Origin of the sequence: Photobacterium sp. GSS17, from assembly GCF_028621875.1 — a bacterium.
Taxonomy (GTDB): domain Bacteria; phylum Pseudomonadota; class Gammaproteobacteria; order Enterobacterales; family Vibrionaceae; genus Photobacterium; species Photobacterium ganghwense.
The window spans coordinates 2,252,348-2,275,061 of record NZ_CP117517.1 but is presented as its reverse complement, the minus strand read 5'-3'; the positions used below and the strand labels follow the sequence as shown (position 1 = coordinate 2,275,061).

The following is a 22,714-nucleotide window of genomic DNA, read 5'->3' as shown; positions in this document are numbered from 1 at the left end:
TTAAAGTTGAAAATGCACATAAAAAGGCGACAGGCTAAGGTTAGACTGAATAAGGAGAAAGGCCATGAAGAAATGGGCTGGGTTTGCAGGTTTAGGTCTGGTAATGGCGGGAACAAACGTGATTGCCGGTGAACCTGCTTTTGACTGTACAAAAGCGCATGGTGAAGTTGAAAAAATGATTTGCCGTGACAGTGGGCTGGCCGCGCTCGATCAAAAAATGCAGAAGGTGTTTGATCAGGCGATGCTGGCTTATCCGGAGACGGAAAAACCATTACAACGTGCCATGCAGCGTGGTTGGATTAAAGGGCGTAACGAGTGCTGGAAAGATGTGGATGTACGCGCGTGTACCGAGTATGAGTACAAAACCCGCATCATTGATTTGCAGATCACCAGTGGCCAGTTGGAAGTACCTCAGGCTGTTGCGCTTGACTGTAATGACAACAGCCAGCCATTTACCGCCGTGTTCTACGAGCAGACGGATCCGAAAAGCGCTGTGCTGACGCGCGGCAATGATCAGATCATTGTGCTGGCCAAGCCAACAGCAAGCGGCACTAAATATGTAGGTCGTAATGTGACGTATAACGAACACCAGGGTGAGATTAAAATTAATTGGTTTGATAATAAGTTAGAATGTAAAGCTAAGCGTTAATGTTGTACGCAGGGCAGAGGAATGAGGTTGAACACAAAAGCTTTTATTAAACCCTTTATTTTAGGTTGTCTGACTGTCGGCTGTGCTGCGGCATATGCAGAGCCGATGCGAGCGACACTGCCGGATGGTCGGCAGGTGATCTTATTTGATGACAATACCTGGCAATACGATACCCCGTCAGTGTCGCCGGGCGCCACGCGTGCTCCGGTTCGTCAGGGTCAGAACAGCCCGGCCTCATTGCCTATTCCTCCCAAACCCGGGGCCGGAGCGGCAGCGGTTGCCGTTGGTACGTCAGCTTCTGCCTCTGGCCACGCAGGTCAGGCATCAGCATCCCAGCAGGCTATGGCCACGATCCCGGGGGATATGATCATCCCAGGAAACGGCAAAGTGGTTGGTGTTCATGAGCGCAGTGGCATTGAGCTGACCTTGCAGGCCGCCAGTTACCAGAATGGCGAACTGGTGATTCCGACACGACTGAAAAATGACGCGACAGACGCGGTGGTGCTGGTGGAACTGGAACTGCGCCTTCGTAGCCGAAGCGGTGATGTGATTGCCCGTGAAAAACACAAAGTCTGGACGTCTGTTAAGCGAATGCCGGAAACGTATTTCCGTCCCGGTACTGAGCGTACCGGTCGGGAAATCAGGCTGAAAGTCCCGCAGGCTGAGCAGTATTTCCTGGAAACAGAGTTCTTAACTGTCGAGCAGTGGTGAGCGGCTTACTGATTTTTGTTTGCTGTGATATCGCTGCAGTTCATGTTTGATGTGTTGGTTATTTTCCTGCAGAAGCAGATCCAGATGCGACGGATAGTTGTTGTCGCGACTTTTCATGTACGCGGCCAGCAACTTAACGTCGTCCGGGCGTGGTCGATAGCTCAGGTTCGGAAAGGCGTGGTAAATCGTATGAATGGCTTCGAGCAGTGCTTCTGATAGTTGGCGGCTCATAATGATTACGCTTCGTCACTGTAGGTTTGATTCAAGACAGGGCGCATTGTAAAAACCCTTTATGACAACCTTGTTGCATCGTGTGAACTGACTGACGTTAAACGTAAAAATGGAAGGAAAGCCGGATTACTCATCCGGCTTTTTTTATTGCTGATTGCGGGGACAGAAGGCGGCAGAGTGGCTTCTCAGCGCGTTTTTCGGTATCGACCTAATAGCGAGCCTTTGAGCGAGTGCCTTGGTGTTGAAAGTTACCGCTCAGCTCTGTAATCCGTAAAAAGTGACGAATAAAAGTAACAAATAAAAATAACGGCTTTAAAACACGCAAAAAACAGCCCAAACGCAGGGTAATCGCTTAACTCTTGCCGGTTATTTCAGATGCCGAGCCGGACATCCATTGCAGGATAAAGACGGCCACCTGCTCAGGTTGGTTGAGATCCAGTTGTGGTAAGTGGCAGCCTTGGGGTGCAGGGGCATCAGAGGCAAACGCGATAATGTAAGGGTCCTGCGGATAGAGCAGTGGTTTGCCATATTCCGGACGATGAATCTCAATTTTAGCGATAGACTCGTCGCGAAAACCCTCAACCAGCACCAGATCCAACTGGCTGTGATCCAGTTGCGCCACGCATTCTGCCAGTTGCGGCTCATCGCGTTCCGGCTCCGGATATTCAAAATACAGCATGTGGCGTTCTTTCGTGGCTAGTAAAGTCTGATTACAGCCGGCATGCCGTAGGCGATAACTGTCTTTACCCGGTTTATCAGGTTCAATTGTGTGATGACTGTGTTTGATCAAACCAAGGCGGATTCCCTTTTGTTTTAAAAGGGGAATGAGTTTTTCCAGCAGCGTTGTTTTACCGGAGCCGCTGTAACCGGCAAAGCCGATAATCGGTGTCATAGGGCAGATAGAATCAGGGAACCAGACTGGAAAGTGTAACTAAAGCCGCGGCATAGAAAAAGCCGGCCTCAAGCGGTTTGTGTTGTCTGTGGTCAGGCATGACATACCGTATGCTGCCATACCATTTGTATCAATAGTGAGTGCGCCGGCTATTTTCTCCATGAGTGTCATGTTTCCGGCTACAGTTATTGTGTAGTTCACAGGCATCTGCTATTACCAAATACAGGTACAGCGGAAAAATGCTTACCAAATCTGCTGTCCATTGTTTTGACAGGATGTCGTGGTATTGACAGCAGGTTCCTATCTAACGCATCAGGGAGAGTGCAATGTGGGCAACATTGGATTTTGAAGCGTCGGGACTGTCCGATCAGTCTTATCCCATCGAAGTCGGCTATTCATTGCCGGATGGTTCAGGAAACAGCCTGTTAATCAACCCGTTGACCGCCAGCGATGTCTGGCAACACTGGGATGAGTTCGCAGAGCAGGAAATTCATCAAATTACACGGGAAAAGCTGCACGCTGAAGGGGTGCAGGTCAGTGAAGTCTGCATGCATCTGAATGCGGTGCTGGGTAAATATGAACGTGTATTTTGCGACAGCCAGTGGGACCTGTTCTGGTTGGGACGGCTGTATCATGCCGCTCATATGCGACCGTCATTTTTTCTGACAGAAGTCGGATTGTGGTTGATGCAGGAAAACGGTATTGAACGGGCGCACTTTCAGCAGGCGCTGGCTGAGTTGGGGCCGGCTAAGCACCGTGCCGAGTCAGACGCCAGACAGATACGACTCGCGATCAGCCAGGTGATGAGATAATTACGTTTCCGGGAAACGTTGCTCTCTGAACTGGTTATGGTCTGAAAATGACGAACGTCCGGGACGTTCACGGTAATGCGTATAAACGGTATTGTACTGATTTTACAGCCGTATATACTGGCAGTGCTTAACCAAACGTCCCCAATCTATCATCGTCAGGATATCCTTTTGCAGCCTCAAGCTCCGTCTTCTTCGCAAACGTCTTCATTGCCGCCTTCTGTGCGTGTTGCCGTCTTCAATATTTCAATGTCAGATCCCCAGCCGGGAAAAATCCATCAGCGGCTCAAGCAAAAAGATGAGCCCCGTTTTACGAAACTGGCTGCGATTATTCAGCATGTTCGCCCGGATGTACTGTTGCTGTGCGAGTTCGACCATCCTGGAAAAGGGGGAGATGATGGGGCTCTGGCACTGTTCTGCGCTGAATATCTGGAAGTACCGCAGCATGGACAGTCCCTGATTACTTATCCTTATCACTACGCACCGCCCACAAATACCGGCCTGGCTACGAATGTCGATATTGATGGTGACGGAGAAATCACACTGCCTAACGATGCTCAGGGGTTTGGGGAGCATCACGGGCACTTTGGTTTTGTGTTGCTTTCCCGCTATCCCATTAACACGCGTGAAATCCGTAGCTGGCAACAGTTTCTGTGGCAGGATCTTCCAGACCACCTTATGCCAAAGGGCTATTACCCTGAGGCCTCGCAGGCTACGTTAAGGCTGTCATCAAAAAATCACCTGGATATTCCGGTGGAAATTCACGGGCAGGCACTGCATCTGCTATGTTGTCATCCGACCCCGCCGGTGTTTGACGGGGAAGAGAAACGCAATGCCCGGCGAAACCATGACGAGCTGGTGCTGATGCGGGCGATCATCGAGAATAGCGATTTTCTGCGTGACGATCAGGGCAACGCGGGTGGCTTGTCGGTTGGCAGCGATTTCGTGGTTATGGGGGATCTGAATGCAGACATGATGGATGGCGATGGAATGAAATCGGCAATTCGTCAGTTATTGCTGCATCCAAAGGTGCACCGTTCGGTGGCGTCCGGGCGTATGACGCCTAAAAGCCTTGGCGGGCGTTTTTATCGCCCCTGGCAACCCCGGGAGGGACGTGCCAGTGAATGGACGCATCTGTCAGGACTGCGGCTGGATTATGTGTTGCCATCGGCCTCTCTGGATGTGTTGCAAAGTGGTGTTTTCTGGCCCGATAAGAAAGATCCGTTACGGGCGCTGATCACCGACGAAACGGGGCGGGACCGGCCTCAGGCAGGTTCAGACCACCGTTTAGTGTGGGTGGATATCGCCTTGAAAAGACGCGAGATCTGACATCGGCGCAGAATGGTTTAATTTCCGGTTCTGGCCTACGCTTTTCAAAAGCCTATGAGCCAGAGACAGGGAGTAGACCATGCCTCAATCGCGCAAATCAGCTGCTCAGCATGCCGAATCACACAAGCTGGATCCCAAAAAGCCGCTAGGAGGGGAAGGGCTGCGCGGTCAGACTGCCGGGTCAACCGCTTTGTGTACGGTCGGGAAAACCGGAACCGGTTTGACTTACCGCGGATATGATATTTCTGATCTGGCTACCAAGGCCGAGTTTGAAGAAGTCGCGTTTTTGTTGCTGAAAGGCAAGTTACCCAATCGTGCGGAGCTGGCCAAATACAAAAATACCCTTGTCGCGTACCGTGGCCTGCCAATGGCGCTGAAAACAGTGTTAGAAGCGATACCGGCTACGGCTCATCCGATGGATGTGATGCGCACCGGTTGTTCGGTACTGGGCAATCTGGAACAGGAACACGATTTCAGCGAAGAGCGCGATAAAGCGGATCGCCTGCTGGCGTTGCTGCCCGCGATCATCTGTTATTGGTATCGGTACAGCCATCATGGGGTCAGAATTGAAACTTACAACGACCAGTCCAGCCTCGGCGGTTTTTTTCTGCATATGCTGACCGGCACACCGCCTTCTGACATGTTCAAGCAAGCCATGAACTGTTCCCTGATTTTGTACGCTGAGCATGAGTTTAACGCCTCCACGTTTGCGGCTCGGGTATGCGCTTCAACCCTGTCGGATATCCATTCCTGTGTCTGCGCTGCCATCGGCACGCTGCGAGGCCCGCTACATGGTGGGGCAAACGAAGCGGCGATGGACATGATTGAGCAATGGCAGTCGCCGGATGAAGCGGAACAAGGTATCCTGAAAAAACTGGCCAACAAGGAAAAAGTCATGGGATTCGGCCACGCGATTTATCGGGAAGCCGATCCCCGAAACGCGCTGATTAAAGTGTGGGCTGAGAAGCTTTCGAAAGATGCCCATGAACCTGTGCTGTATGATATTTCTGTTCGGGTCGAAGAAGTGATGAAGCGGGAGAAAAACCTGTTTTGTAATGCCGACTTTTTCCATGCACCGGCGTACCATTTTATGGAAATACCGACCAAACTCTTTACGCCAATTTTTGTGATGAGCCGGGTGACCGGATGGGCGGCTCATGTGTTTGAACAACGTGCTCACAATCGCATTATTCGCCCGAGTGCGGACTATATCGGCCCCCCACCTCGCGACTGGGTAGCCATTGAAGATCGGCACTGAACATGGCCCGTTTTGGCGTTAACGTTCAAGTTAAAGTTAAAGGTGTATCGTTGAAAGCGTGGCTCTTGTTACTGTTTGGTCAGTGAACGTTGGCGAGAGCAGGGCCAAAATAAAGCCATAACCAAATAAAACCATAACAAAAAACATGACAAATGAAAGCCGCTGAGGCAATTACACTGTGCAGACAAGCTATGCAATATTCTCTTTTTTCTGAGCCGGATTCAGAGCCGCATACAGACCGCGAAAACCAATCACAGACCGGCGATACATCCCGTTCAACGGCCTCTGAATCAGGGCTGGCCGGTATCCCTTATGGTTGGCAACCTGTACAGGATGGTCGACTCTACTGGCACCCGCATTTCTGGACGCCGGAGACGGCTCATCACCTCTACCTTCAATTGGATCAGACTCTGCCCTGGCAGCAACAGCCTATTCGTATGTATGGTCGTGAGGTGCTGCAACCCAGGCTACAGGCATGGTGCGGTGAGGCCGTGTATACCTATTCCGGCCTGACCATGCATCCGCACCCCTGGACACCAGCGTTACTGGCGATTCGCAACCAGTTGGAGGCATTGCTGGGGGTTCGCTTTAACTCGGTACTGGCCAATAAATACCGGGACGGTGAAGATTACATGGGCTGGCATCAGGACAATGAACCCGAATTGGGCGTAGAGCCGGTGATCGCGTCCGTGAGTCTGGGAGAAACCCGCCGGTTTGTGCTGCGTCACCTGAAAACGCAACAAAAACTGGAGTTCAGTCTGGCATCCGGCTCGCTGCTGGTCATGGCGGGAGAACTGCAGACCCATTGGCAGCATACGGTGCCTAAGACGCGAAAACCCAAGCAGCCCCGAATCAATCTGACTTTCCGGTCAGTGTTACCGCCAACCTCACGCCAGTGACTCACAGGGTTTAGGTTAAACGCGGGATCACAATATTCATCAAAATCTGAAAACAGCCCTTTGCTGTAAAAGCATTTTTTACCCTGTGCTGACTCTTGCGGTAAAATGCTTTGCTAGCGTTCGAATATGGATTGACGCGGATGATCATGGAGAGAATTGATGAAACGATTTATGCAACGAACATATGAGCAAAGGGCGTTCCCCGGTCAGCGATCCCGCCTGCGTGCCCTGACTCTGGCCTCGGTACTGATTGTTTCCTCGCTGTCACTGGCCACTTCGCAAAGCTGGGCTGATGCCGCTCTGGTTACTGAGCCACCTAAAGCGGTAACCAGCGCGCAGCTTCTGAGTTATCAGCAAGATGCGGCACTCATTCGTCAGACCTATGAAAGCCAGCTTTATACTTTGCCCGCCTTCAAGATGGGGCATTATGGCTTGCGTATGTATCGTCAGACACAGGATCCAAAATACGCCGCGGCTATCTGGGCCGATCTGGCGCGCGTGGCCAGTCGTCTGAATTACTTTGCCACTGAAGTCTCCACACCTGAACAAATTCAAGCTTATACCGATAAGCGCTTGCACCGATACGATAAAAAGTCGGATCTGCGCAGTGACATCCGCTATGAAGTCACCCTCAAACATCCGCATTATCTCTATCTTGGTGTTGATCTGTTAGGTTCAATGGCAAGGGCCAATGAATATGGTCTGAAACATCGGAACGACCCGACATTGCGGGAGGTTATCCGCCGTTATGACTTCCGTCAGTACGCGACGGATCCGGCGATGATTCGTGCCTGGGCTGCGCAGCTGGCCAATCAGGTGTACTGGCTGCGTCAGCTGGGTGAGCAGGACGTGGTTGAGGATTTCATTGCTGCGTTTCGGGAGACTTACCCCGACGCTAACGATGATCAGCTGACTCGCCAGCAGTTGATGAACAAAGTCTATGGTTTGACGCATATTATTTTTGCGGCCGCCGAGTACTATCAGAAGCCGGTGAAAGAGTCTGATTTTCAGTGGATTTACGACTATTACCGCGCCAATATCGAGACCATTCTGGCAGATACCAAAGAAGATGTGATTGCAGAGGTGGGAATCAACTTCTTGTTGGCGGGGCTGGAGCATGATCCGATCGTTGATCGGACCCGCCAGGCGATTCAGAAGTCACTCAATCGCAAAGTCGGTATGATTCCTGGTGTGGACGGCAATACCGATTTGGAGAATGGTGAGCACCGGAATGTACTGGCGATTATGCTGCTGGACTGGCGTGGGCCCAAAGCGGTGCCGACGATTCAGCAACAGCCGGACATGTTTAGCGGACTGCCTTATGGTCTCGTAAAGAAAACAGCGCAAGCCCCGTCATCATTGGTTGTTCCCGGGCCGGATAACGTCGTTATTCCGAAGGCAGAGTCGCAAGCAGGTGTATCAGAGTAACCGTTAAAACTGTGGATTTAGCGAGTTGAATAGCAGCAAGGCCCCGAATTGTCGGGGCCTTGTTTTTTGAGTCATGTAAATGAAGTCGTGATGTACTGACGGTGATATCACGGCTGATTTCTGACAGGCGATTAAATGCCGCTGAAATGATAGCGGCCTTTAATGCTGCTCACGGTGAATGTTTTCACTGACATCGTTGGTGACCAGTACACATCATTCCAGCCTGCTTTACGCTTAAGCTGACGAAGAAAATCGGCAGGCTTTTTTATTTGTTCCCAAACTTGCGGCAGGAACAGTGCCTGGCGATGCTGATCAGATAAAATAACACCGACCTTATTCTGGCTCAGATAATTCAGCAGCTCTTGTTCAGAGCTGACATCCAGCGTTTCCGGTGACGACAGGACAGACACTTCGATCTGCAAATCATCCAGCTGTTCTTCGGTTAAAGGCAGAAAACGTCGATCCTGATAGGCACTGGCTCGCGCCTGATTGTGCACTTCCATCACCAGCGGAGAGCGAGCCGCGATTGTGCCAAGGCACCCCTGCAATTGGCCATTGACGGTCAGGGTGACAAAACAGGCACCGGGCTGCAGGAGTTTACGGCCATACAGATCCAGTTGTGGGGGCTGGGGAATTTCATCGGCAAAATGGCCGCGAATGGCTTCGCGGGCAACATCCAGTAACTGAATGAGATCACCCTTATTGAGGTTCTGACACAATGTAGCTGACATATCCAACGACTCTCTCCTTGTCCCCGGCATCGGTATCGCCGGAGTTAATCATTATTTGACGTTTAAGTTGGTATCCCCTTTGTTTAGCCAGTAAGAGCAATGTATTAATGCCTGTCGAGCCGCAGGCTTGTTCCGGGGAAAGTGTTGGCTCAAATTGTTCTATCAGTGCACAGGTGTGCTTGTCGATACGCTGAGCGGCTGAGTAGGTATGGAAGTGGCTGAGATCACTGCTGACAACAAGCAGACAGTCATCACCTTGCCAGAGCGGGTCAATCAGCCGCGCCACTTTTGCCGGAGATACATTACTGGTTAAGAGCGGTAACAGGGTAAAGTCATGCAGGCATGACTGCAGAAAAGGCAATTGCACCTCAAGGCTGTGCTCCAGGGCGTGTACCTGATCAGATACCTCAATATCATCTATTTGCCGCAATTTATCAACACTTTGTATGTCAATTGGAATCTGCCCCAACGGCGTGCTGAAAAAGCGGGTTGAAGGCAAGGCACAGCCCTCAAAATAATAGCGGTGACTGGGGCCAATCAGGATCACCCGGCGTATCCTGTCTGCCTGCGCCCTCAGACAACGATAGGCGCCTGCCGCGACTTCACCAGAGTAGATATAACCGGCATGAGGCACAATAAGAGCACGAATCGGCTGTTGTTCAAGCGTGGCGGAATTCCGCTCATCGGGGGTAAGCCAACGGTTTAACTGACTCACCAGATAGTCAGGCGAATGAGAATAAAACTGGCCGGCAACAGCTGGTGGACGTACGTTCATAATGAGCATCCGTTTCATAACGAAGGGTCAGGAGACAGCAAGGTGTGGAAGGCAACGTAATTAGCGCGGTCTTGAACCTTTGTCCTGGCCGGGCAAGGCTTATACTTGAGTATAGGAACAAAATACTCACTTAGGTGATTATGATGAGACAGCCCCCGGAGTATTTCCCGACGCAATATTGGCACCGGCTGGATGACGGGCGGGTAGTTTGTGATGTGTGTCCACGGCACTGCCGTCTGCGTGATGGTAAACGCGGAGCATGCTTTGTGCGTCAGGCCAGACATGGTGAAATCGTGCTGACCAGCTATGGCCGATCTAGCGGATTTTGTATCGATCCCATTGAAAAAAAACCGTTGAACCACTTTTATCCCGGCAGTTCAGTGCTTTCATTCGGGACGGCAGGGTGTAATCTGGGGTGTAAGTTCTGCCAGAACTGGAGTATCAGCAAGTCACGCGAAATCGACACTCTTGGTAGCGCGGCGATGCCGGAACAACTGGCGCAGACAGCGTTGCGTTATGGCTGTGACAGTATTGCCTTTACCTATAATGATCCGGTTATTTTTATGGAATATGCCGTTGACGCAGCCAAAGCCTGTCACGCCGTGGGGATTCACAGTGTTGCGGTCAGCGCCGGGTATATGTGCGATTCGCCCCGACAGGCATTCTATGCAGAGATGGACGCTGCCAACATTGACCTCAAAGCGTTCACTGAACACTTCTACCATAAGATTTGCAGCGGCCATCTGGCACCGGTGCTGGATACACTCTTGTACCTGCGGCATGAAACCCGGGTCTGGTTCGAAATCACCACGTTGCTGATCCCGGATGAGAATGACAGTCCGCAGGAAATTGACGCAATGACCCGGTGGATTGCCGACAACTTGGGGCCGGATGTCCCTATTCACTTCAGTGCGTTTCACCCTGATTTTAAAATGCTGGATAAGCCGTGTACCCCTCCTGAAACGGTTAAACGGGCGCGTGAAATCGCCTTGGCGAATGGTCTGCATTATGCCTATGTCGGAAATATTTTTGATCAGGACGGAGACAGCACCTATTGCCCCGGTTGTGGTCGGAATGTGCTGGTCAGAAACTGGTATCAGCTGGGTGAGCAGCACCTGACAGATAACGGGCATTGCCAGTATTGCGGTTATCAACTGGCTGGTCGCTTCAGCCCGCGAGACCACGCGTTCGGCCGTCGGCGAATCCCTGTGCACATTGCGTAGTGGGCGTAGTGGCTCGGCGACTCTTCTGAGCAGTTTTTGGAGCGAAGAAGATTGCATTTTTTAACGGACTTGTCAGCAGGCAGGCCATCGATTATCTTAGCGGCCATTATTACCCTGATAAGAAAGTGAATAACAATGTCTGATATGACAATGGAACAGCTTGCGGGCTACACAAATCTGGTTATTACTCAGCCAGGCTGCCCATACTGTGTGAAGGCGAAAGCGATTCTTGATGCACGTGGCACTGAGTACACCACTCTGGTTCTGGGAACTGACCTGTCTAAAATCACCATGGTTGATTTTATTGAGCAAGCGACCGGAAACGTTGTTCGCACAGTGCCACAAATTATTCTGGATGGTCAGTACATTGGTGGCCACGATGATCTGGTTGCGTTTCTTGAGCGTCAGGTAGCGCAAGACGCATTCGGTGACTTTGAGCTGTAATGCAGTCCTGAAAAGCTGGACGAACTATTTGGGCTTAAACAGTCACGTTTAAGCAAGCGGATTTACACTCTGAACCGTTTACTAAAACTGAAAGGCAGCGATTTCGCTGTCTTTTTTGTTTCCGGTTCCGGATGGTACTTTCGCTGTGGTCTGTATCACGCCTTCAACTGACGGAGTGAACCTGTTGTTGTGATCACAGTCCGGTGTTCGTCTTTCAGGTTGGTTTGATCTGTATTAACAAAGCGTCATTCTCTCGCTTGCCTCCAAAATCACTCTGGTAACATGATGGACAACAACGGGTTGAGCTATCGTGTGCATGGCAGAAAGGAGTGTCGGGATGTGGGCAAAGACGGGATATTTGGCTGACTCAGTGATAGGGATGGCAGCGATAGCCGGGCTGGCTATGTTGGTGGCGGCAGTCATTATCAGTCACAGCTACCAGCAGCATCGGCGGGTCATGCCTCATTCCATCGGACTTTCATTGCTAATGGCTGGGCTGGCTGTCTCCGGATATCTGTACCTTGGTGACTTGCACACATGGCAGGCCCGAGATACAAAAGATGTAACTCAAACGCCAATCACAGTATCTGACTGGAATCAGCAGCAAATCAGCCAAATCCAGGATCAGCTGCGTGCTGATAAGCAAAACGGCGAGCTGTGGTTTGCTCTTGGCAACGCTTACATGGCCGATAATCGGTTTGGCGATGCCGTTACTGTATTTGGTTATGCGCAGCGACTGGCTGGAACACCACAGGCAAACCTCTATGCCGCATTGGCCAGTGCCGATTATTACCAGCATCAACAACGATTTACGGAAAGGGGGAGGATGTGGTTGGATCAGGCCCTGAGGCTTGAACCGGATAATCTGTCTGCCTTGTTGTTGTTGGCTTCCGATTATTTTCTGGAAGCCAGGTATCAGAAAGCCATCGACACCTGGCAGTTAGCGCTCGATACCGAGTACCGTGATCTGGACAGAGTCTCGATTATTCAGTCTATCCATCGGGCGCAGTCGTTACTGAGTAACAGCTAGTGCTCCAAAGGATTCAGGAACCGGATAACTTGCGACGGCGCAAATAAACCATCACTGCCAGAATGAACAGCAGCATCGGAAACAGAAGATCCGGCTCCGGAATCACCCTGACACTGACGTTATCCAGCAAATTGCCAACCGTTCCGTGATTGGCTGAGGTAAAACGTAAGGTTGTTAGTGCGCTGTCAGCCAGGAATGTACCGCTGAAATGACTCCAGCTAAACGGCGTGTGATCATCAATATGTCGGCTCAGCCGGTTGGTCAGGCCGCTGACGTCAACCTGGAAGGCTTCATGGCCATTGTGGCGGGCGGCGTAATCGAATGACAGCTGATAAAGCTGATTTACCCTTGTATTGAACGACTGAAACAGGGTGAAATAGCTGCTCTGTCCCGGATGCGCATTCAGTTCAGCCAATTGCTCTCCTTCGCTGGCTTCAAAACCAAATACTGAATCCCAGATTTCAACGTTGCCCCCTTGCCAGGCTAATCCGGGTGTGCCGGAAGAAAAGATTTGCCAGGATCCGTCCGCAACATCGAGATCCTCGAATCCTCCATTGATCAAAAGGTTAGCTTGGGCGGGGTGAGTGAGTAAACCAGTGAGAATCAGCAGCGACACTGCTGCCCAGAACCGATTCAGACGTTTATAAAAGCGAGGGGTATTCATTTCAACCTCCTTGTAATTAGGATGATATGAATCAGATTGATTAATTGTTGTCGACAAGACAAAAAAATACAAAAAAAGTGAAAAAAATAGCGCCCGTTATGGGCGCTATCTGTCATCCGTCTGCATGTGCCCAAGGTTAGGCGACATGTTTGGCGTAGCTGCTGCGATCGATATCCAGTATTTCGACTGTCAGAGAGACAGACTGCAGTGATAAGGATTGAAGCTGGGACAGCACTGAGTGAGACAAAGCTTGTTTCTGCACGTCGGTGCGGCCTGACAGAATACGCACCGATACATGGATGAAGTCCAGTCTTTCATCACCAGTCTGATGATGTTCATAAGAGAGGGTACGGGTTTTGATATCGGGGCCTTCAAACAAGTCCGAGGCCAGCGCTCCCTGATACACATGACTGATCAGAGTTTGCGGGCTGACTTTCTTTTCCAGTTCTTTTGAATATTCAATAACGCAGTGTGGCAAAATTCTATCCTTATTTTGAGTTAACTGACTTTCTGGTTTCACGTTTGCAAAAGGCGATAGCGCTCAACAGGCAAAGTGCCCAAATTGGCCATGCACCACCGCTGTATCCGTCCCGATGGGTAATATTGGCAATTTTTTCTTCTTTTACCCGAGTTTTGAAGTGTGACAACTCATTGTTGAGGTTTGTTGTCATATCGGCAACCGCCAACTCAAAGCCTTTGAGCGATTGCTCTGACAGTGCAGAGGTAACGCCGACAGCTGTCGACCGATTTTCCAGTTTGCTGACACCGGGAGCTCTGAAGAGCAGCGAGCGGCTGTTAATGTCAAACACGGCGGTATCAACAAAAGTCTGGATAAGATTGCTGTTACCCGGAATCACATACATCCCCACGATGGTCCAGTAGAGCAGGGCAGCGTTGTTTTCTGAAGACTGAGCCAGCTGGTCATAAGACACCAGCGCCATAATGTCGACATTATACAGGCGCGAAACCTGAGCAAGGGCATCAAACCCTTTTCCGCGCTTCAGATAGGTCTCAGGGATAATTTCAATCCGGTTGATGAAATCGTAATCGCCAAAAGCGGCTTTTACCTTGCTTAACAGCTCTGTTTGCGTTGCGGGGTGAATCCCGGTCTGATGGCTATTAGCTGAAGGGACAAATGCAATCCCCACATTCACCGGCAAATGAAGCGTTGGGATAGTAGGCTGAATCACGGTTTTATCTTGTGTATTCGGATAGAGGAAGTCCACCAGGCTGCTGGAGACGGTTTGTTCACGATCGACATCGCTTAAAAGCAGACTGCACGAGGTAAGAAAAAGCAAACTGATGCCAATAAGGCAGACTCTAAACATCACCAAGCTCCATTTGGTAAATATCAGGTATTTATGCCGTGCTCTGACTAATGAACGAGTAAAAAAAGCAGCTAACAAGAAAGAAACGGAAACAAGCGTACAGCATAAGCCGTTCGATTTCTTTGCAGACATACACCTGCGAGACACAAACCGCCATTATAAAAGGTTATGAGCTGGTTTGTATATTGGGTTGTGCGTAAAGTGGTCAGGAGCAGTCGTTTTTGAGCGCAGAGCGGAAGGTGTTGTGGTGTAGCAGCGCCCGGATTTGAGCGCTGGCTGTATCAGGATATATCGGCTTTCTCGAAAATCAGTTGTTGATCGCTGGCTTTGATAATCAGTGTGTCGTCAACCACTTTGATTCGTGTAGGCTGGCTGAGTACCGATAAAATGGAAGCTTCCTGTTGTTCAATCTCCGGCAGGCACATCAGGTCATGTTGCATGGGTACCGTCAGGGCCTCTGGCTTACTGAGGTTACCTGTAAACAGGTGACAACCGGTGAAACCACTGATACTCATATCCGTTGCGATGTGAATGCTTACATCACGCATCGTAATTCCCGGAATATGGACAGCATCCATCAATGTCCAGTCCCCTTGATATGGCGCGGGTTGATCAGCGATCTGCTGATTTGTGAAACAACCTGTCAGGACAAGCAGCAACAGGATAAGGAAGCCACTTTTCATCGTTTTCAATATTGTTCTCCCAATACCATCTTGGTTATTCGCCTTTGCTCCGAAAAAGGGGATAAAGCGCAACTAATCAAGGAAGTATCGAAAAAAAATGCCGGCAGTTGCCGGCATTTTTAAAACTAAGCTCTTGTTGAGCCGATCAATTCTGATGAATCTTATTTCAGAACGATTTGTACAGAACGCTCGATCAGAGATTTACCTTCAGCGTCTGTCAGTGGGTTAGTGTTAGCTACTGCTGATACGTTCAGACGAGAAGCTTCAACACCGTTGTCCACCAGGTACTGAGCTACAGCTTCAGCACGTGCTTTAGATACTTTGTCGTTCACTGCTTGAGAACCAGTTGAGTCAGTACGGCCAACGATGTCAGCAGTCAGCTCTGGGTTCGCACGCATAGTAGAAGCAACTTCGTTCAGGTTGAAACGGCCGTAGTCGTTCAGTTTAACCTGACCAGTTTGGTAAGGCAGTACGTAAGAAGAACGAGTCGCTACAGGTACTTCAGTTGCAACTGCAACTTCTTTAACCACTTCAACTTGCTCAGTGATTACTTTTGGAGTTGCTGGTTGACCGAACTTGTAAGTCATACCCCAGTAAACTTGGTGCAGATCAGTGTCTTTACCGTCTGTGATTTCCAGGTTCTGGTAGTAGTCGTAACCGATCTTAGTAGAAACAGCGTTAGTCAGCTGGTACTCAAGACCTGCACCGATGGTGCCGCTGAAGCTGTCAGTTTTCAGGTCACGGATTTGGTCGCCAGCGCTTTTCTCATCAGCAAAGATGTAAGTTGCACCCAGCTTACCGAATACAGACAGGTTCTCAGTGAAGTAGTAGTTACCTTTAACACCCAGAGTACCCATGTGCAGGTCTGCTTCACCCAAGTCGTGCATGTAGTCGTAGCTACCGTACAGACCTACGTTTTTGTTGAAGTCGTAACCAGCTTCTAGCTTAGTGCTCACGCCTTCGCTTTGAGAACCAGGTACAACGTCGCCGCTGTCCACGATGCCCATACCAACGCCAGCACCGATCCACCAACCTGATTTGTCGATAGATTGTGTATTTGCTTCATCAGCCATTGCAGAAGTTGCAACGCCCAGAGACAGTGCAGCCAGAACTGATAGAGATAGAGACTTCAATTTCATCATAAACTCCAATGCTTAACTTACCTAATTGACCACTTTCTTTTGCGCGGCGACTGATTGTTTTTCTGTGTTGCCGCTAAGTGGTTTGTGTCAAGGAACGAGGCACATTGTGTGTTGGTTTTTGTGAACGGACAACTAATAAAAAATGATGTTCAATAAATTTAAGATTTTTTATGTGAGGGTCAATTTTATGACGCTGTATTGATCTTAAAAATTTCTATAAAAAGTGATATAAATCACAAGTGGTAGGGAAAGCTAGGCTTGGTGTATAAATAAAACCCTGGTTTCTCAGTATAAAAAAACATAAAAAACGTTATTAAACATTGGTTTGTGTGTTTTATTTGAGGCGTTTGATGAGTTTTAAGCTGGATTTATGCCAGTGGGGAAAGGTGGCTAAAAAGCTCAAGATAAGAAAAATGGCGTCAAAATTATTACCACTGTGAAACATAATAAAAGTGGTTGGCACGTTTTTTAACCGGTTGAGCTGGCAAGGTATTGTTTAAGTATAAAGTGGCATAAACTTGCCTACCGCTTCATGGTAAGATACTCAAACAGTAGCATTCATAATAATAAAAATGGTGTTTTTTATTGCGGGGGTTGCATGTAAAATCGGCAAAAGCCGATGCATACCGTAAATTTATCCCTTTTGCCGGATAGAAAGCGCCAAAAAAGTGCCGCAATCAGTCTCAACAAAGCGGCTCAACGTCAAAGGTGGCATTCAAATGAACGTCTATAAACATAAGAATGATATTTTCGAGCCTCAGAAGAGTGCCTATGTCACACCTGAAAACACAACGAAGTTAAGCGCCAGTGAAACGCGTATCCTCCAGTACCTGATTGAAAACAGCGGTGATGTCATCAGCCGAGAAACATTGCTGGAAATCGGGTGGCCGGAGAAAGTTGTTGTGCCAAATTCACTGAATGTTGCAATCGCTAACTTGCGTAAAGCGTTTAAGAATAAGTCAGACATCATCATTACTATAAAAGGTACTGGCTTTACGATTGCTGAAGACACCTTTACCAAACACAAGTTAGATGAATCGATGGTTGATTCGTCTGAAGAGGAGCCTCTCTTGGCTCAGACCGAGGAACAGCACGCGTCGGATGCGGTATGGAATAACGGCGATACTCATACTGTTTCCGCAACTCAATCTGTCGCGGTTGGTGTTTCAGTGGTGGCGGATTCTCCGACGGCAACACTTACTGATGAAGATAACGCTGGTGCGAATGACGCTGTGTTAAATTCAGCTGTTTCAGATATAACAACTCCAGATAGCGCCATTGTCCCGAAAAATAGTACAGCTAAGGGTATTGCTGCGAAAAGCGTTTTGGTGAGTGACAGCGATCCTTGTGCGGAGATGAGGAAAGCGAAGCTGGGCGATGGCCTGTCGCAGGGCGAGCATCATCAGAAGCTTTCTCATCAGAAACATGCACCTAAGGAACAATCCCAGGCTTCAGGCTTTGCCATGCCAATGCGGATGAGTGTGCCAAAAGTCAAACGTGAGTCTTTCAGAAAGTTTGGATTGTTGCTGTGCGCGGCCATCATGTTGCTGTGGGTGACTCTCTGGATGTCCAGCTGGCAGTCACCCCCTTGTATTTCCGTCGATGGTAAACAGATTTGCGGCAATATCGAGCTGCTACGACTGAATGACATGCCTGAATCGGCATCTAACGGGCGTATGTATATTGATGTAACGGGTCGAGTTCATGAAGAAGGCTAAGTTTCTGATTCTTCCTCTGTTGCTACTGCTGATGTACCCGGTTATTAATGGGCTGGGGTGCAATTTCAGCTTTAGTATCGAAACGCCGAGTCACAAGAAATTTGGTAGCTGTAAAGCGGGCCAGTATGTGCTCATTGATTATCCTGATCCCCATAAAGACAATGGCTATACCGTGCTGAAAGGCATTTTTATGTATGCTTTCGGTAATTCGGTTTTGTTGGTGACGTCGCATCAGGACAATACCAAAGTGATCACGGAAGCGTCGATTGAGAGTCTGAACCTGAATAATCAGCAATTCTGGCGACAAACTGCGATGAAACGCATCTCACCGACCAGCATGTATGTGTACAACGAACACCCCAAAAGTCGGTTAATGATCGTACCTTATCAGGGCAGACTGGCATTTAGTGATGATAAATCGCTGCGATAATGCTGGAGAAAGGTTGCTGGAGAAAGATTGCCGGTGAGTGGTTTGATCAGCCCCGGCGAGGTGCCGGGGCGGGGTGGGTTTAGTTGCTGTAACTGGCTTCTCTCGCCTCGGCTTGTTTATCCCATTCCGGGATCACCGTTTTCAGGAAGTCGTCTTTTTCAGCATTGAGTTTTTCCATGTCCATTCCCAGCGCTTGCTGCGCTTTGAGTTTGGTGGAGATGTCCGGTAGCTGTATTTCGTCTGTGATTCCTTTGGTTGCAAGCAGGCGAACCACTTTGGTTCGGGCATCGCTGGCTTTATCTATGGCAGTCCCAAGAACTCGCAGCGCGACTTCCGGTGCATGCATATGAACGCCATGAGACGCAATTGCATAATCCCAACGCCACTGAGCATGACGAATATCCATCAGAATTGGTTGCATATCAGCTTCTGTGGCTCCGGCATCCCATGCTGCTTTAGCTTCGAAGTGAGCCGCGACTATCTGTTTTTCAGCCCGTAATTTCATTTCTTGTACCTGGGCTTTGCGACTGGCAACAATGGCTTTCAGTGCGGCTTTATCCTGGGTATGACAATTTGCACAGGTATCTTCAAAGCGATCAAACGGATTGCCGACTTTATGATTGGTATAAACCACGCCTTCTTCGTTTTGTACTTTCGGCATATGGCAGTCAATGCAGGTGACGTTGTTTTTGCCGTGAATACCTTCTCGCCAGGTTTCATACCCGGGGTGTTGAGCCTTCAGCATAGGGGTTTTCGAGACACCGTGTACCCAGTCATTGAAATTGATGGCATCGTAGTAGCTCTCCATCTCATCAACCGTCGTGCCTTTGTCCCAAGGGAATTTCACCGATTTATTCGGGCCAGTAAAGTAGTATTCCACGTGGCACTGACCACATACTTGAGCCTGCTGACCCAATCGGGACTGATCTTCAAACTTCATATTGATGCTTTCCATGGCACGTTCCGCATAAGGACGTGACAAAGCCAGAGCGGGTTTCCCTTGTTTGAAATCGTCGCTACCGGTGTTATGGCAGTCAGAGCAGCCGATCGGGTTGTTTATTTCTGCTCCCAGCCGCGCCCATTTGCCAGCAAAATAACCGTCTTCTCCGCGTTCATCGATCAGGCGAGCCACATCCGGGCTTTTACAACTCCAGCATGCCATCGGCATAGGGCCGGAATCAGCATCTTTGGGACCGCCGGTGCGCAAGGTCTGGCGGACATCGTCCACTGCATAATAGTGGCCGCGGGCTTTGTTATAGTCTTTAGCAAAACCGTATCCTGCCCAGAGAATCACCATATTTGGATCTTCTGCTAGGGCATCTTCTATTTGCTCGCTGTCTTGGGTTGCCGCCCAGGTTTTATATTGATCGGGGTGGGCGGTGGCAAATGTCTCGTTTCTGCTTTCAATCCGCTCCTTGTCAGAGGTGTCTGCGGTGGCGCCGGCTGAGAGGAACAGGGCAGACAAAAGCGCCGATATTGCGACTGCCTTATGTGTCCAGTAATTGCTCACGATTGCTACTCCATTATTCTGATTCGTTATAGGCCAAGCGTTGTGAGGATGGCGGATTTGAGGCAGAAAACCGGAGTCACTCGAAGAATACTGAAATTTGTTTGGGATAAATGAAAAAGACGAAGCGTTATTGTTTTGGATCAAAGCCCAAATATTGGTTACGTGGAGAAGGTTAAAATTCGGACGGAATAACCCCAAAGTGGTATTTACAATGACCGTTTATATAGAGTGGTTAAATTAATTGTTTTCTATTTAAAACAAATAATTAGGACAAAAACAGGTTTGATCTAAATCAGTAAAAGTTCATTTTCAATGCCACTTTGGAAGTAATTGTTGCTGATCGCAAATTTTCACAATTCGAAATATTGTTTAATAAAACCCGATAAGCGTTGTGGCTTTTTGATGTGATGGATTTGATGCCCCGGAAGACAGGATGTCTGTAGTGAACGTGACACGGTCACTAGCGGGTTCAGTGTGCTGTGCATGCTGAAATGTATCAATCATAACCTTTGATATCTGCGATACGGATGTCAGTAGGGACGATAAAAAGGTAAAAAAATGGGCAATAGTAAAGTAGCCCTGAACCGTATGCTGACCATGTTGGTGGCCATACTGGTTTGGGGATATTCCATGAATGTTGCCGCTGACTCAGAGCCTGGACAGGTTGCGAATGCCACAACGCAAAATTCTGTTGCACCTCAAATGTCAGAACGGCACGTTGTCGAATTTATCCGGGACAGGAATTACGCCTGTACCCAATGCCACAAGGATGAACAGGACACACTAAAAGGCACACACGGTGATGCCATACACACGTCTGCTAACCGTAATGTCAGTTGTGTTGATTGTCACGGCACCATCAGTGACGAGCACCGTAATGGTGCCCCTACCGTTATCAAATTTGCGCCATCTCAATCTGTAGCCGGGACAACCAAACCAGCCGCCGACCCTCGTTGGATTGCTCAGCAAAATGAAACCTGTGTGAACTGCCATGATCCTCATGATCTTCGTGAGGTGAACTGGACGCATGATGTTCATGCCTTGGATCTGTCGTGTGCTTCCTGTCATAACGTGCACCCCGAGCAGGATCCGATGAAAGGGATCAGCAAGTCGTCGAAGATCAAGCTGTGTGTCGATTGCCACTCAGATCAGAAAAAAGCCAAGTAGGGAGATGACGATGACCTGTTCAAGACGAAATTTTCTGATGGGAGCCGGCGCGGTGATCTTCACAACGGGCGTTGGAGCCAATCAACTGCTTGGCCGCCAGTCATTGGTCGCAGCAGAAGAGGGTAATGGCGTAATCCGTTATGGCATGGTGCATGACGAAACCTTATGCATTGGTTGCACGGCATGTACTGAAGCCTGCCGGGAGGTTAACAAGGTGCCTGAAGGCGTGTCCAGACTGGAGATTGTCCGGAGCGAGCCGCAGGGGGAATACCCGAATGTGGATTATCGCTTTACACGGATTTCCTGCCAGCACTGTGACAATGCGCCTTGTGTTCATGTCTGTCCGACTGGTGCGGCGTATAAAGACCCAAACACCGGTATCGTCGATGTGCATGATTTCAAATGTGTAGGATGCGGGTACTGTCTTGCCGCCTGTCCATATCAGGTACGTTTCTTTAACCCGGTGACGAGATCTGCAGATAAGTGCGATTTTTGCCGCGAAACTAACCTGAAAGCGGGTAAGCAGCCTGCTTGTGTGGAGTCGTGTCCGACGAAGGCGCTGACCTTCGGTGACCTGAACGATCCAACAAGTGAAATCAGCCAGCTGATTCAGAATAAACCGGTCTACCGGCAGAAAGTGGAGCTGGGCACGCAACCCAAGCTTTATAAGGTGCCGTATGCAAAAGGGGAGATAAAAGGATGAGTACTACATTCACGGAAGCCTTTTATTTTGATTCGCTGGTCTGGGACTGGATCATTGCGATTTACCTGTTTCTTGCCGGCATGTCCGCCGGGGCCGTGATGATTGCCATTTACCTCAAACGTAAAGTGATTGTCGGTTATCCGGCCAGTAACGGGATCATAAAAGCCACGGCGATATTGGCACCGTTTGGGATCATCGTTGGCTTGCTGATCCTGGTTTTCCACCTGACCAAACCGTTGTCATTTTGGAAAATCATGATTTTCTATAATCCGACCTCGGTGATGTCGATGGGGGTGATGCTGTTTCAGATTTACCTGGTCGTCTTGTTTGCCTGGATCGCGACGATTTATCGCCACGAGTTAACGCAATGGCTGGGGGCACGGTTTCCGGTTGTCGGTAAAGTACTGTACTGGCTGACCCGGTTTGAACGTGCCGTGGAACTGTTCCTGGCTTTTCTGGCGCTGCTGCTGGCTGCGTATACCGGCTTTCTGCTGTCGGCGCTGCAAACCTTCCCGCTACTGAATAACCCGATTCTGCCGATTCTGTTCTTGTTTTCCAGCCTGTCGTCCGGTGCTGCCGCCTGCATGCTGGTGGGAGTAGTCTTTTTCAAAGAGTCGGCAACCGGAGCCAGTGCCAGTTGGGTGCACCGGTTTGAGCGTCCTGTGGTGTTGTTCGAGCTGTTTGTCCTGTTCGCCTTCTTTACCGGCTTATATTTTGGCGGTGGGCAGAGTCAGGCCGCGGCGATGGCGGCAATTGGCGGTGGTTTCTGGGCAAGCTGGTTCTGGTACGGTGTGATCGGCATGGGCATGCTGGTGCCGCTAGGACTCAATGCGGTTAGCCCGGCGGTAGTCCGACACAATCGGGCTTTTATTATGCTGGTGACCAGCCTGAGTTTGGTGGGGGTGTTGATGTTGCGGACGTTCATCCTCTATGCCGGTCAGCTGACAACGCTGTAAACAG

The 22,714-nt window shown here is 49.6% G+C and carries 25 protein-coding genes; 15 read left to right on the top strand and 10 right to left on the bottom strand.

Annotated features, from left to right (window positions below):
* The first annotated feature begins 64 nt into the window (after positions 1–64).
* Both PGW97_RS10175 and PGW97_RS10170 read left to right on the top strand, forming a co-directional pair.
* Entirely contained in the window at positions 65–649 is a 585-nt protein-coding gene (locus PGW97_RS10175; RefSeq protein WP_053061701.1) for an MliC family protein, read from the top strand.
* A gap of 27 nt (positions 650–676) precedes the next feature.
* Positions 677–1,360, top strand: a complete 684-nt coding sequence (locus PGW97_RS10170; protein ID WP_047883453.1) for a DUF3157 family protein — start codon at positions 677–679, stop codon at positions 1,358–1,360.
* On the opposite strand, the gene PGW97_RS10165 is transcribed toward PGW97_RS10170, so the two are convergent.
* Positions 1,340–1,591, bottom strand: coding sequence for a hypothetical protein (locus PGW97_RS10165; RefSeq protein ID WP_273857249.1), 252 nt, complete (start codon positions 1,589–1,591; stop codon positions 1,340–1,342). The two genes, PGW97_RS10170 and PGW97_RS10165, sit on opposite strands and share 21 nt — an antisense overlap.
* Before the next feature lie 352 nt (positions 1,592–1,943).
* Positions 1,944–2,483, bottom strand: a complete 540-nt coding sequence (gene mobB / locus PGW97_RS10160; protein WP_273857248.1) for a molybdopterin-guanine dinucleotide biosynthesis protein B — start codon at positions 2,481–2,483, stop codon at positions 1,944–1,946.
* A gap of 326 nt (positions 2,484–2,809) precedes the next feature.
* Between mobB and PGW97_RS10155 the strand changes: the two genes are divergently transcribed.
* From PGW97_RS10155 to PGW97_RS10135, 5 genes are all read left to right on the top strand, one after another.
* Entirely contained in the window at positions 2,810–3,295 is a 486-nt protein-coding gene (locus tag PGW97_RS10155) for a hypothetical protein (protein WP_047883456.1), read from the top strand.
* A 246-nt stretch (positions 3,296–3,541) separates the two neighbouring features.
* Positions 3,542–4,621 carry an endonuclease/exonuclease/phosphatase family protein gene (locus PGW97_RS10150; protein ID WP_273859660.1) on the top strand — a complete coding sequence of 360 codons (1,080 nt, stop codon included), beginning with the start codon at positions 3,542–3,544 and terminating at the stop codon, positions 4,619–4,621.
* Between the two features lie 79 nt (positions 4,622–4,700).
* Entirely contained in the window at positions 4,701–5,879 is a 1,179-nt protein-coding gene (prpC, locus tag PGW97_RS10145; RefSeq protein ID WP_273857247.1) for a bifunctional 2-methylcitrate synthase/citrate synthase, read from the top strand.
* 191 nt (positions 5,880–6,070) lie between these two features.
* The gene (locus tag PGW97_RS10140) at positions 6,071–6,778 is read left to right on the top strand and encodes an alpha-ketoglutarate-dependent dioxygenase AlkB family protein (RefSeq protein ID WP_207103569.1); all 708 of its coding nucleotides are present in this window, start codon (positions 6,071–6,073) and stop codon (positions 6,776–6,778) included.
* Positions 6,779–6,937: 159 nt separating this feature from the next.
* Entirely contained in the window at positions 6,938–8,206 is a 1,269-nt protein-coding gene (locus tag PGW97_RS10135; protein WP_273857246.1) for a DUF3541 domain-containing protein, read from the top strand.
* Between the two features lie 131 nt (positions 8,207–8,337).
* On the opposite strand, the gene amrA is transcribed toward PGW97_RS10135, so the two are convergent.
* Both amrA and amrB read right to left on the bottom strand, forming a co-directional pair.
* Entirely contained in the window at positions 8,338–8,937 is a 600-nt protein-coding gene (gene amrA, locus PGW97_RS10130) for an AmmeMemoRadiSam system protein A (RefSeq protein ID WP_207103571.1), read from the bottom strand.
* Positions 8,906–9,712, bottom strand: coding sequence for an AmmeMemoRadiSam system protein B (amrB, locus tag PGW97_RS10125; RefSeq protein WP_207103572.1), 807 nt, complete (start codon positions 9,710–9,712; stop codon positions 8,906–8,908). The genes amrA and amrB overlap by 32 nt, the downstream gene beginning before the upstream one ends.
* 143 nt (positions 9,713–9,855) lie before the next feature.
* Here amrB and amrS point away from each other — a divergent pair, with 143 nt between their 5' ends.
* From amrS to PGW97_RS10110, 3 genes are all read left to right on the top strand, one after another.
* Complete coding sequence (gene amrS, locus PGW97_RS10120) at positions 9,856–10,935, top strand: AmmeMemoRadiSam system radical SAM enzyme (RefSeq protein ID WP_047883626.1); 1,080 nt, start codon at positions 9,856–9,858, stop codon at positions 10,933–10,935.
* Positions 10,936–11,070: 135 nt separating this feature from the next.
* The gene (locus PGW97_RS10115; protein ID WP_047883460.1) at positions 11,071–11,379 is read left to right on the top strand and encodes a glutaredoxin domain-containing protein; all 309 of its coding nucleotides are present in this window, start codon (positions 11,071–11,073) and stop codon (positions 11,377–11,379) included.
* 337 nt (positions 11,380–11,716) lie between these two features.
* The gene (locus PGW97_RS10110) at positions 11,717–12,409 is read left to right on the top strand and encodes a TPR domain-containing protein (protein ID WP_053061702.1); all 693 of its coding nucleotides are present in this window, start codon (positions 11,717–11,719) and stop codon (positions 12,407–12,409) included.
* A 13-nt stretch (positions 12,410–12,422) separates the two neighbouring features.
* On the opposite strand, the gene PGW97_RS10105 is transcribed toward PGW97_RS10110, so the two are convergent.
* The 5 genes from PGW97_RS10105 to PGW97_RS10085 form a co-directional block, all read right to left on the bottom strand.
* The gene (locus PGW97_RS10105) at positions 12,423–13,073 is read right to left on the bottom strand and encodes a DUF642 domain-containing protein (RefSeq protein WP_053061703.1); all 651 of its coding nucleotides are present in this window, start codon (positions 13,071–13,073) and stop codon (positions 12,423–12,425) included.
* A gap of 136 nt (positions 13,074–13,209) precedes the next feature.
* Positions 13,210–13,551 (bottom strand): 5-carboxymethyl-2-hydroxymuconate Delta-isomerase, encoded by a 342-nt coding sequence (locus PGW97_RS10100; protein ID WP_207103573.1) that lies wholly within the window; start codon positions 13,549–13,551, stop codon positions 13,210–13,212.
* A gap of 10 nt (positions 13,552–13,561) precedes the next feature.
* Complete coding sequence (gene rhlP / locus PGW97_RS10095) at positions 13,562–14,533, bottom strand: rhombotarget lipoprotein (protein WP_273857245.1); 972 nt, start codon at positions 14,531–14,533, stop codon at positions 13,562–13,564.
* Between the two features lie 149 nt (positions 14,534–14,682).
* The gene (locus tag PGW97_RS10090; protein WP_273859659.1) at positions 14,683–15,084 is read right to left on the bottom strand and encodes an META domain-containing protein; all 402 of its coding nucleotides are present in this window, start codon (positions 15,082–15,084) and stop codon (positions 14,683–14,685) included.
* Between the two features lie 161 nt (positions 15,085–15,245).
* Positions 15,246–16,223 (bottom strand): OmpA family protein, encoded by a 978-nt coding sequence (locus tag PGW97_RS10085; protein WP_047883464.1) that lies wholly within the window; start codon positions 16,221–16,223, stop codon positions 15,246–15,248.
* A 722-nt stretch (positions 16,224–16,945) separates the two neighbouring features.
* Here PGW97_RS10085 and PGW97_RS10080 point away from each other — a divergent pair.
* Complete coding sequence (locus PGW97_RS10080) at positions 16,946–17,944, top strand: winged helix-turn-helix domain-containing protein (RefSeq protein WP_273857244.1); 999 nt, start codon at positions 16,946–16,948, stop codon at positions 17,942–17,944.
* Positions 17,931–18,374 carry a hypothetical protein gene (locus PGW97_RS10075; RefSeq protein ID WP_047883465.1) on the top strand — a complete coding sequence of 148 codons (444 nt, stop codon included), beginning with the start codon at positions 17,931–17,933 and terminating at the stop codon, positions 18,372–18,374. The genes PGW97_RS10080 and PGW97_RS10075 overlap by 14 nt, the downstream gene beginning before the upstream one ends.
* Before the next feature lie 79 nt (positions 18,375–18,453).
* On the opposite strand, the gene nrfA is transcribed toward PGW97_RS10075, so the two are convergent.
* The gene (nrfA, locus tag PGW97_RS10070; protein WP_273857243.1) at positions 18,454–19,884 is read right to left on the bottom strand and encodes an ammonia-forming nitrite reductase cytochrome c552 subunit; all 1,431 of its coding nucleotides are present in this window, start codon (positions 19,882–19,884) and stop codon (positions 18,454–18,456) included.
* A 558-nt stretch (positions 19,885–20,442) separates the two neighbouring features.
* Here nrfA and nrfB point away from each other — a divergent pair.
* The 3 genes from nrfB to nrfD are packed head-to-tail and all read left to right on the top strand — an operon-like array spanning position 20,443 to position 22,710.
* Positions 20,443–21,051, top strand: coding sequence for a cytochrome c nitrite reductase pentaheme subunit (gene nrfB, locus PGW97_RS10065; protein WP_273857242.1), 609 nt, complete (start codon positions 20,443–20,445; stop codon positions 21,049–21,051).
* A gap of 10 nt (positions 21,052–21,061) precedes the next feature.
* Positions 21,062–21,754 (top strand): cytochrome c nitrite reductase Fe-S protein, encoded by a 693-nt coding sequence (gene nrfC / locus PGW97_RS10060; RefSeq protein ID WP_273857241.1) that lies wholly within the window; start codon positions 21,062–21,064, stop codon positions 21,752–21,754.
* The gene (gene nrfD / locus PGW97_RS10055) at positions 21,751–22,710 is read left to right on the top strand and encodes a cytochrome c nitrite reductase subunit NrfD (protein WP_047883469.1); all 960 of its coding nucleotides are present in this window, start codon (positions 21,751–21,753) and stop codon (positions 22,708–22,710) included. The genes nrfC and nrfD overlap by 4 nt, the downstream gene beginning before the upstream one ends.
* The last annotated feature ends 4 nt before the right edge of the window (positions 22,711–22,714 follow it).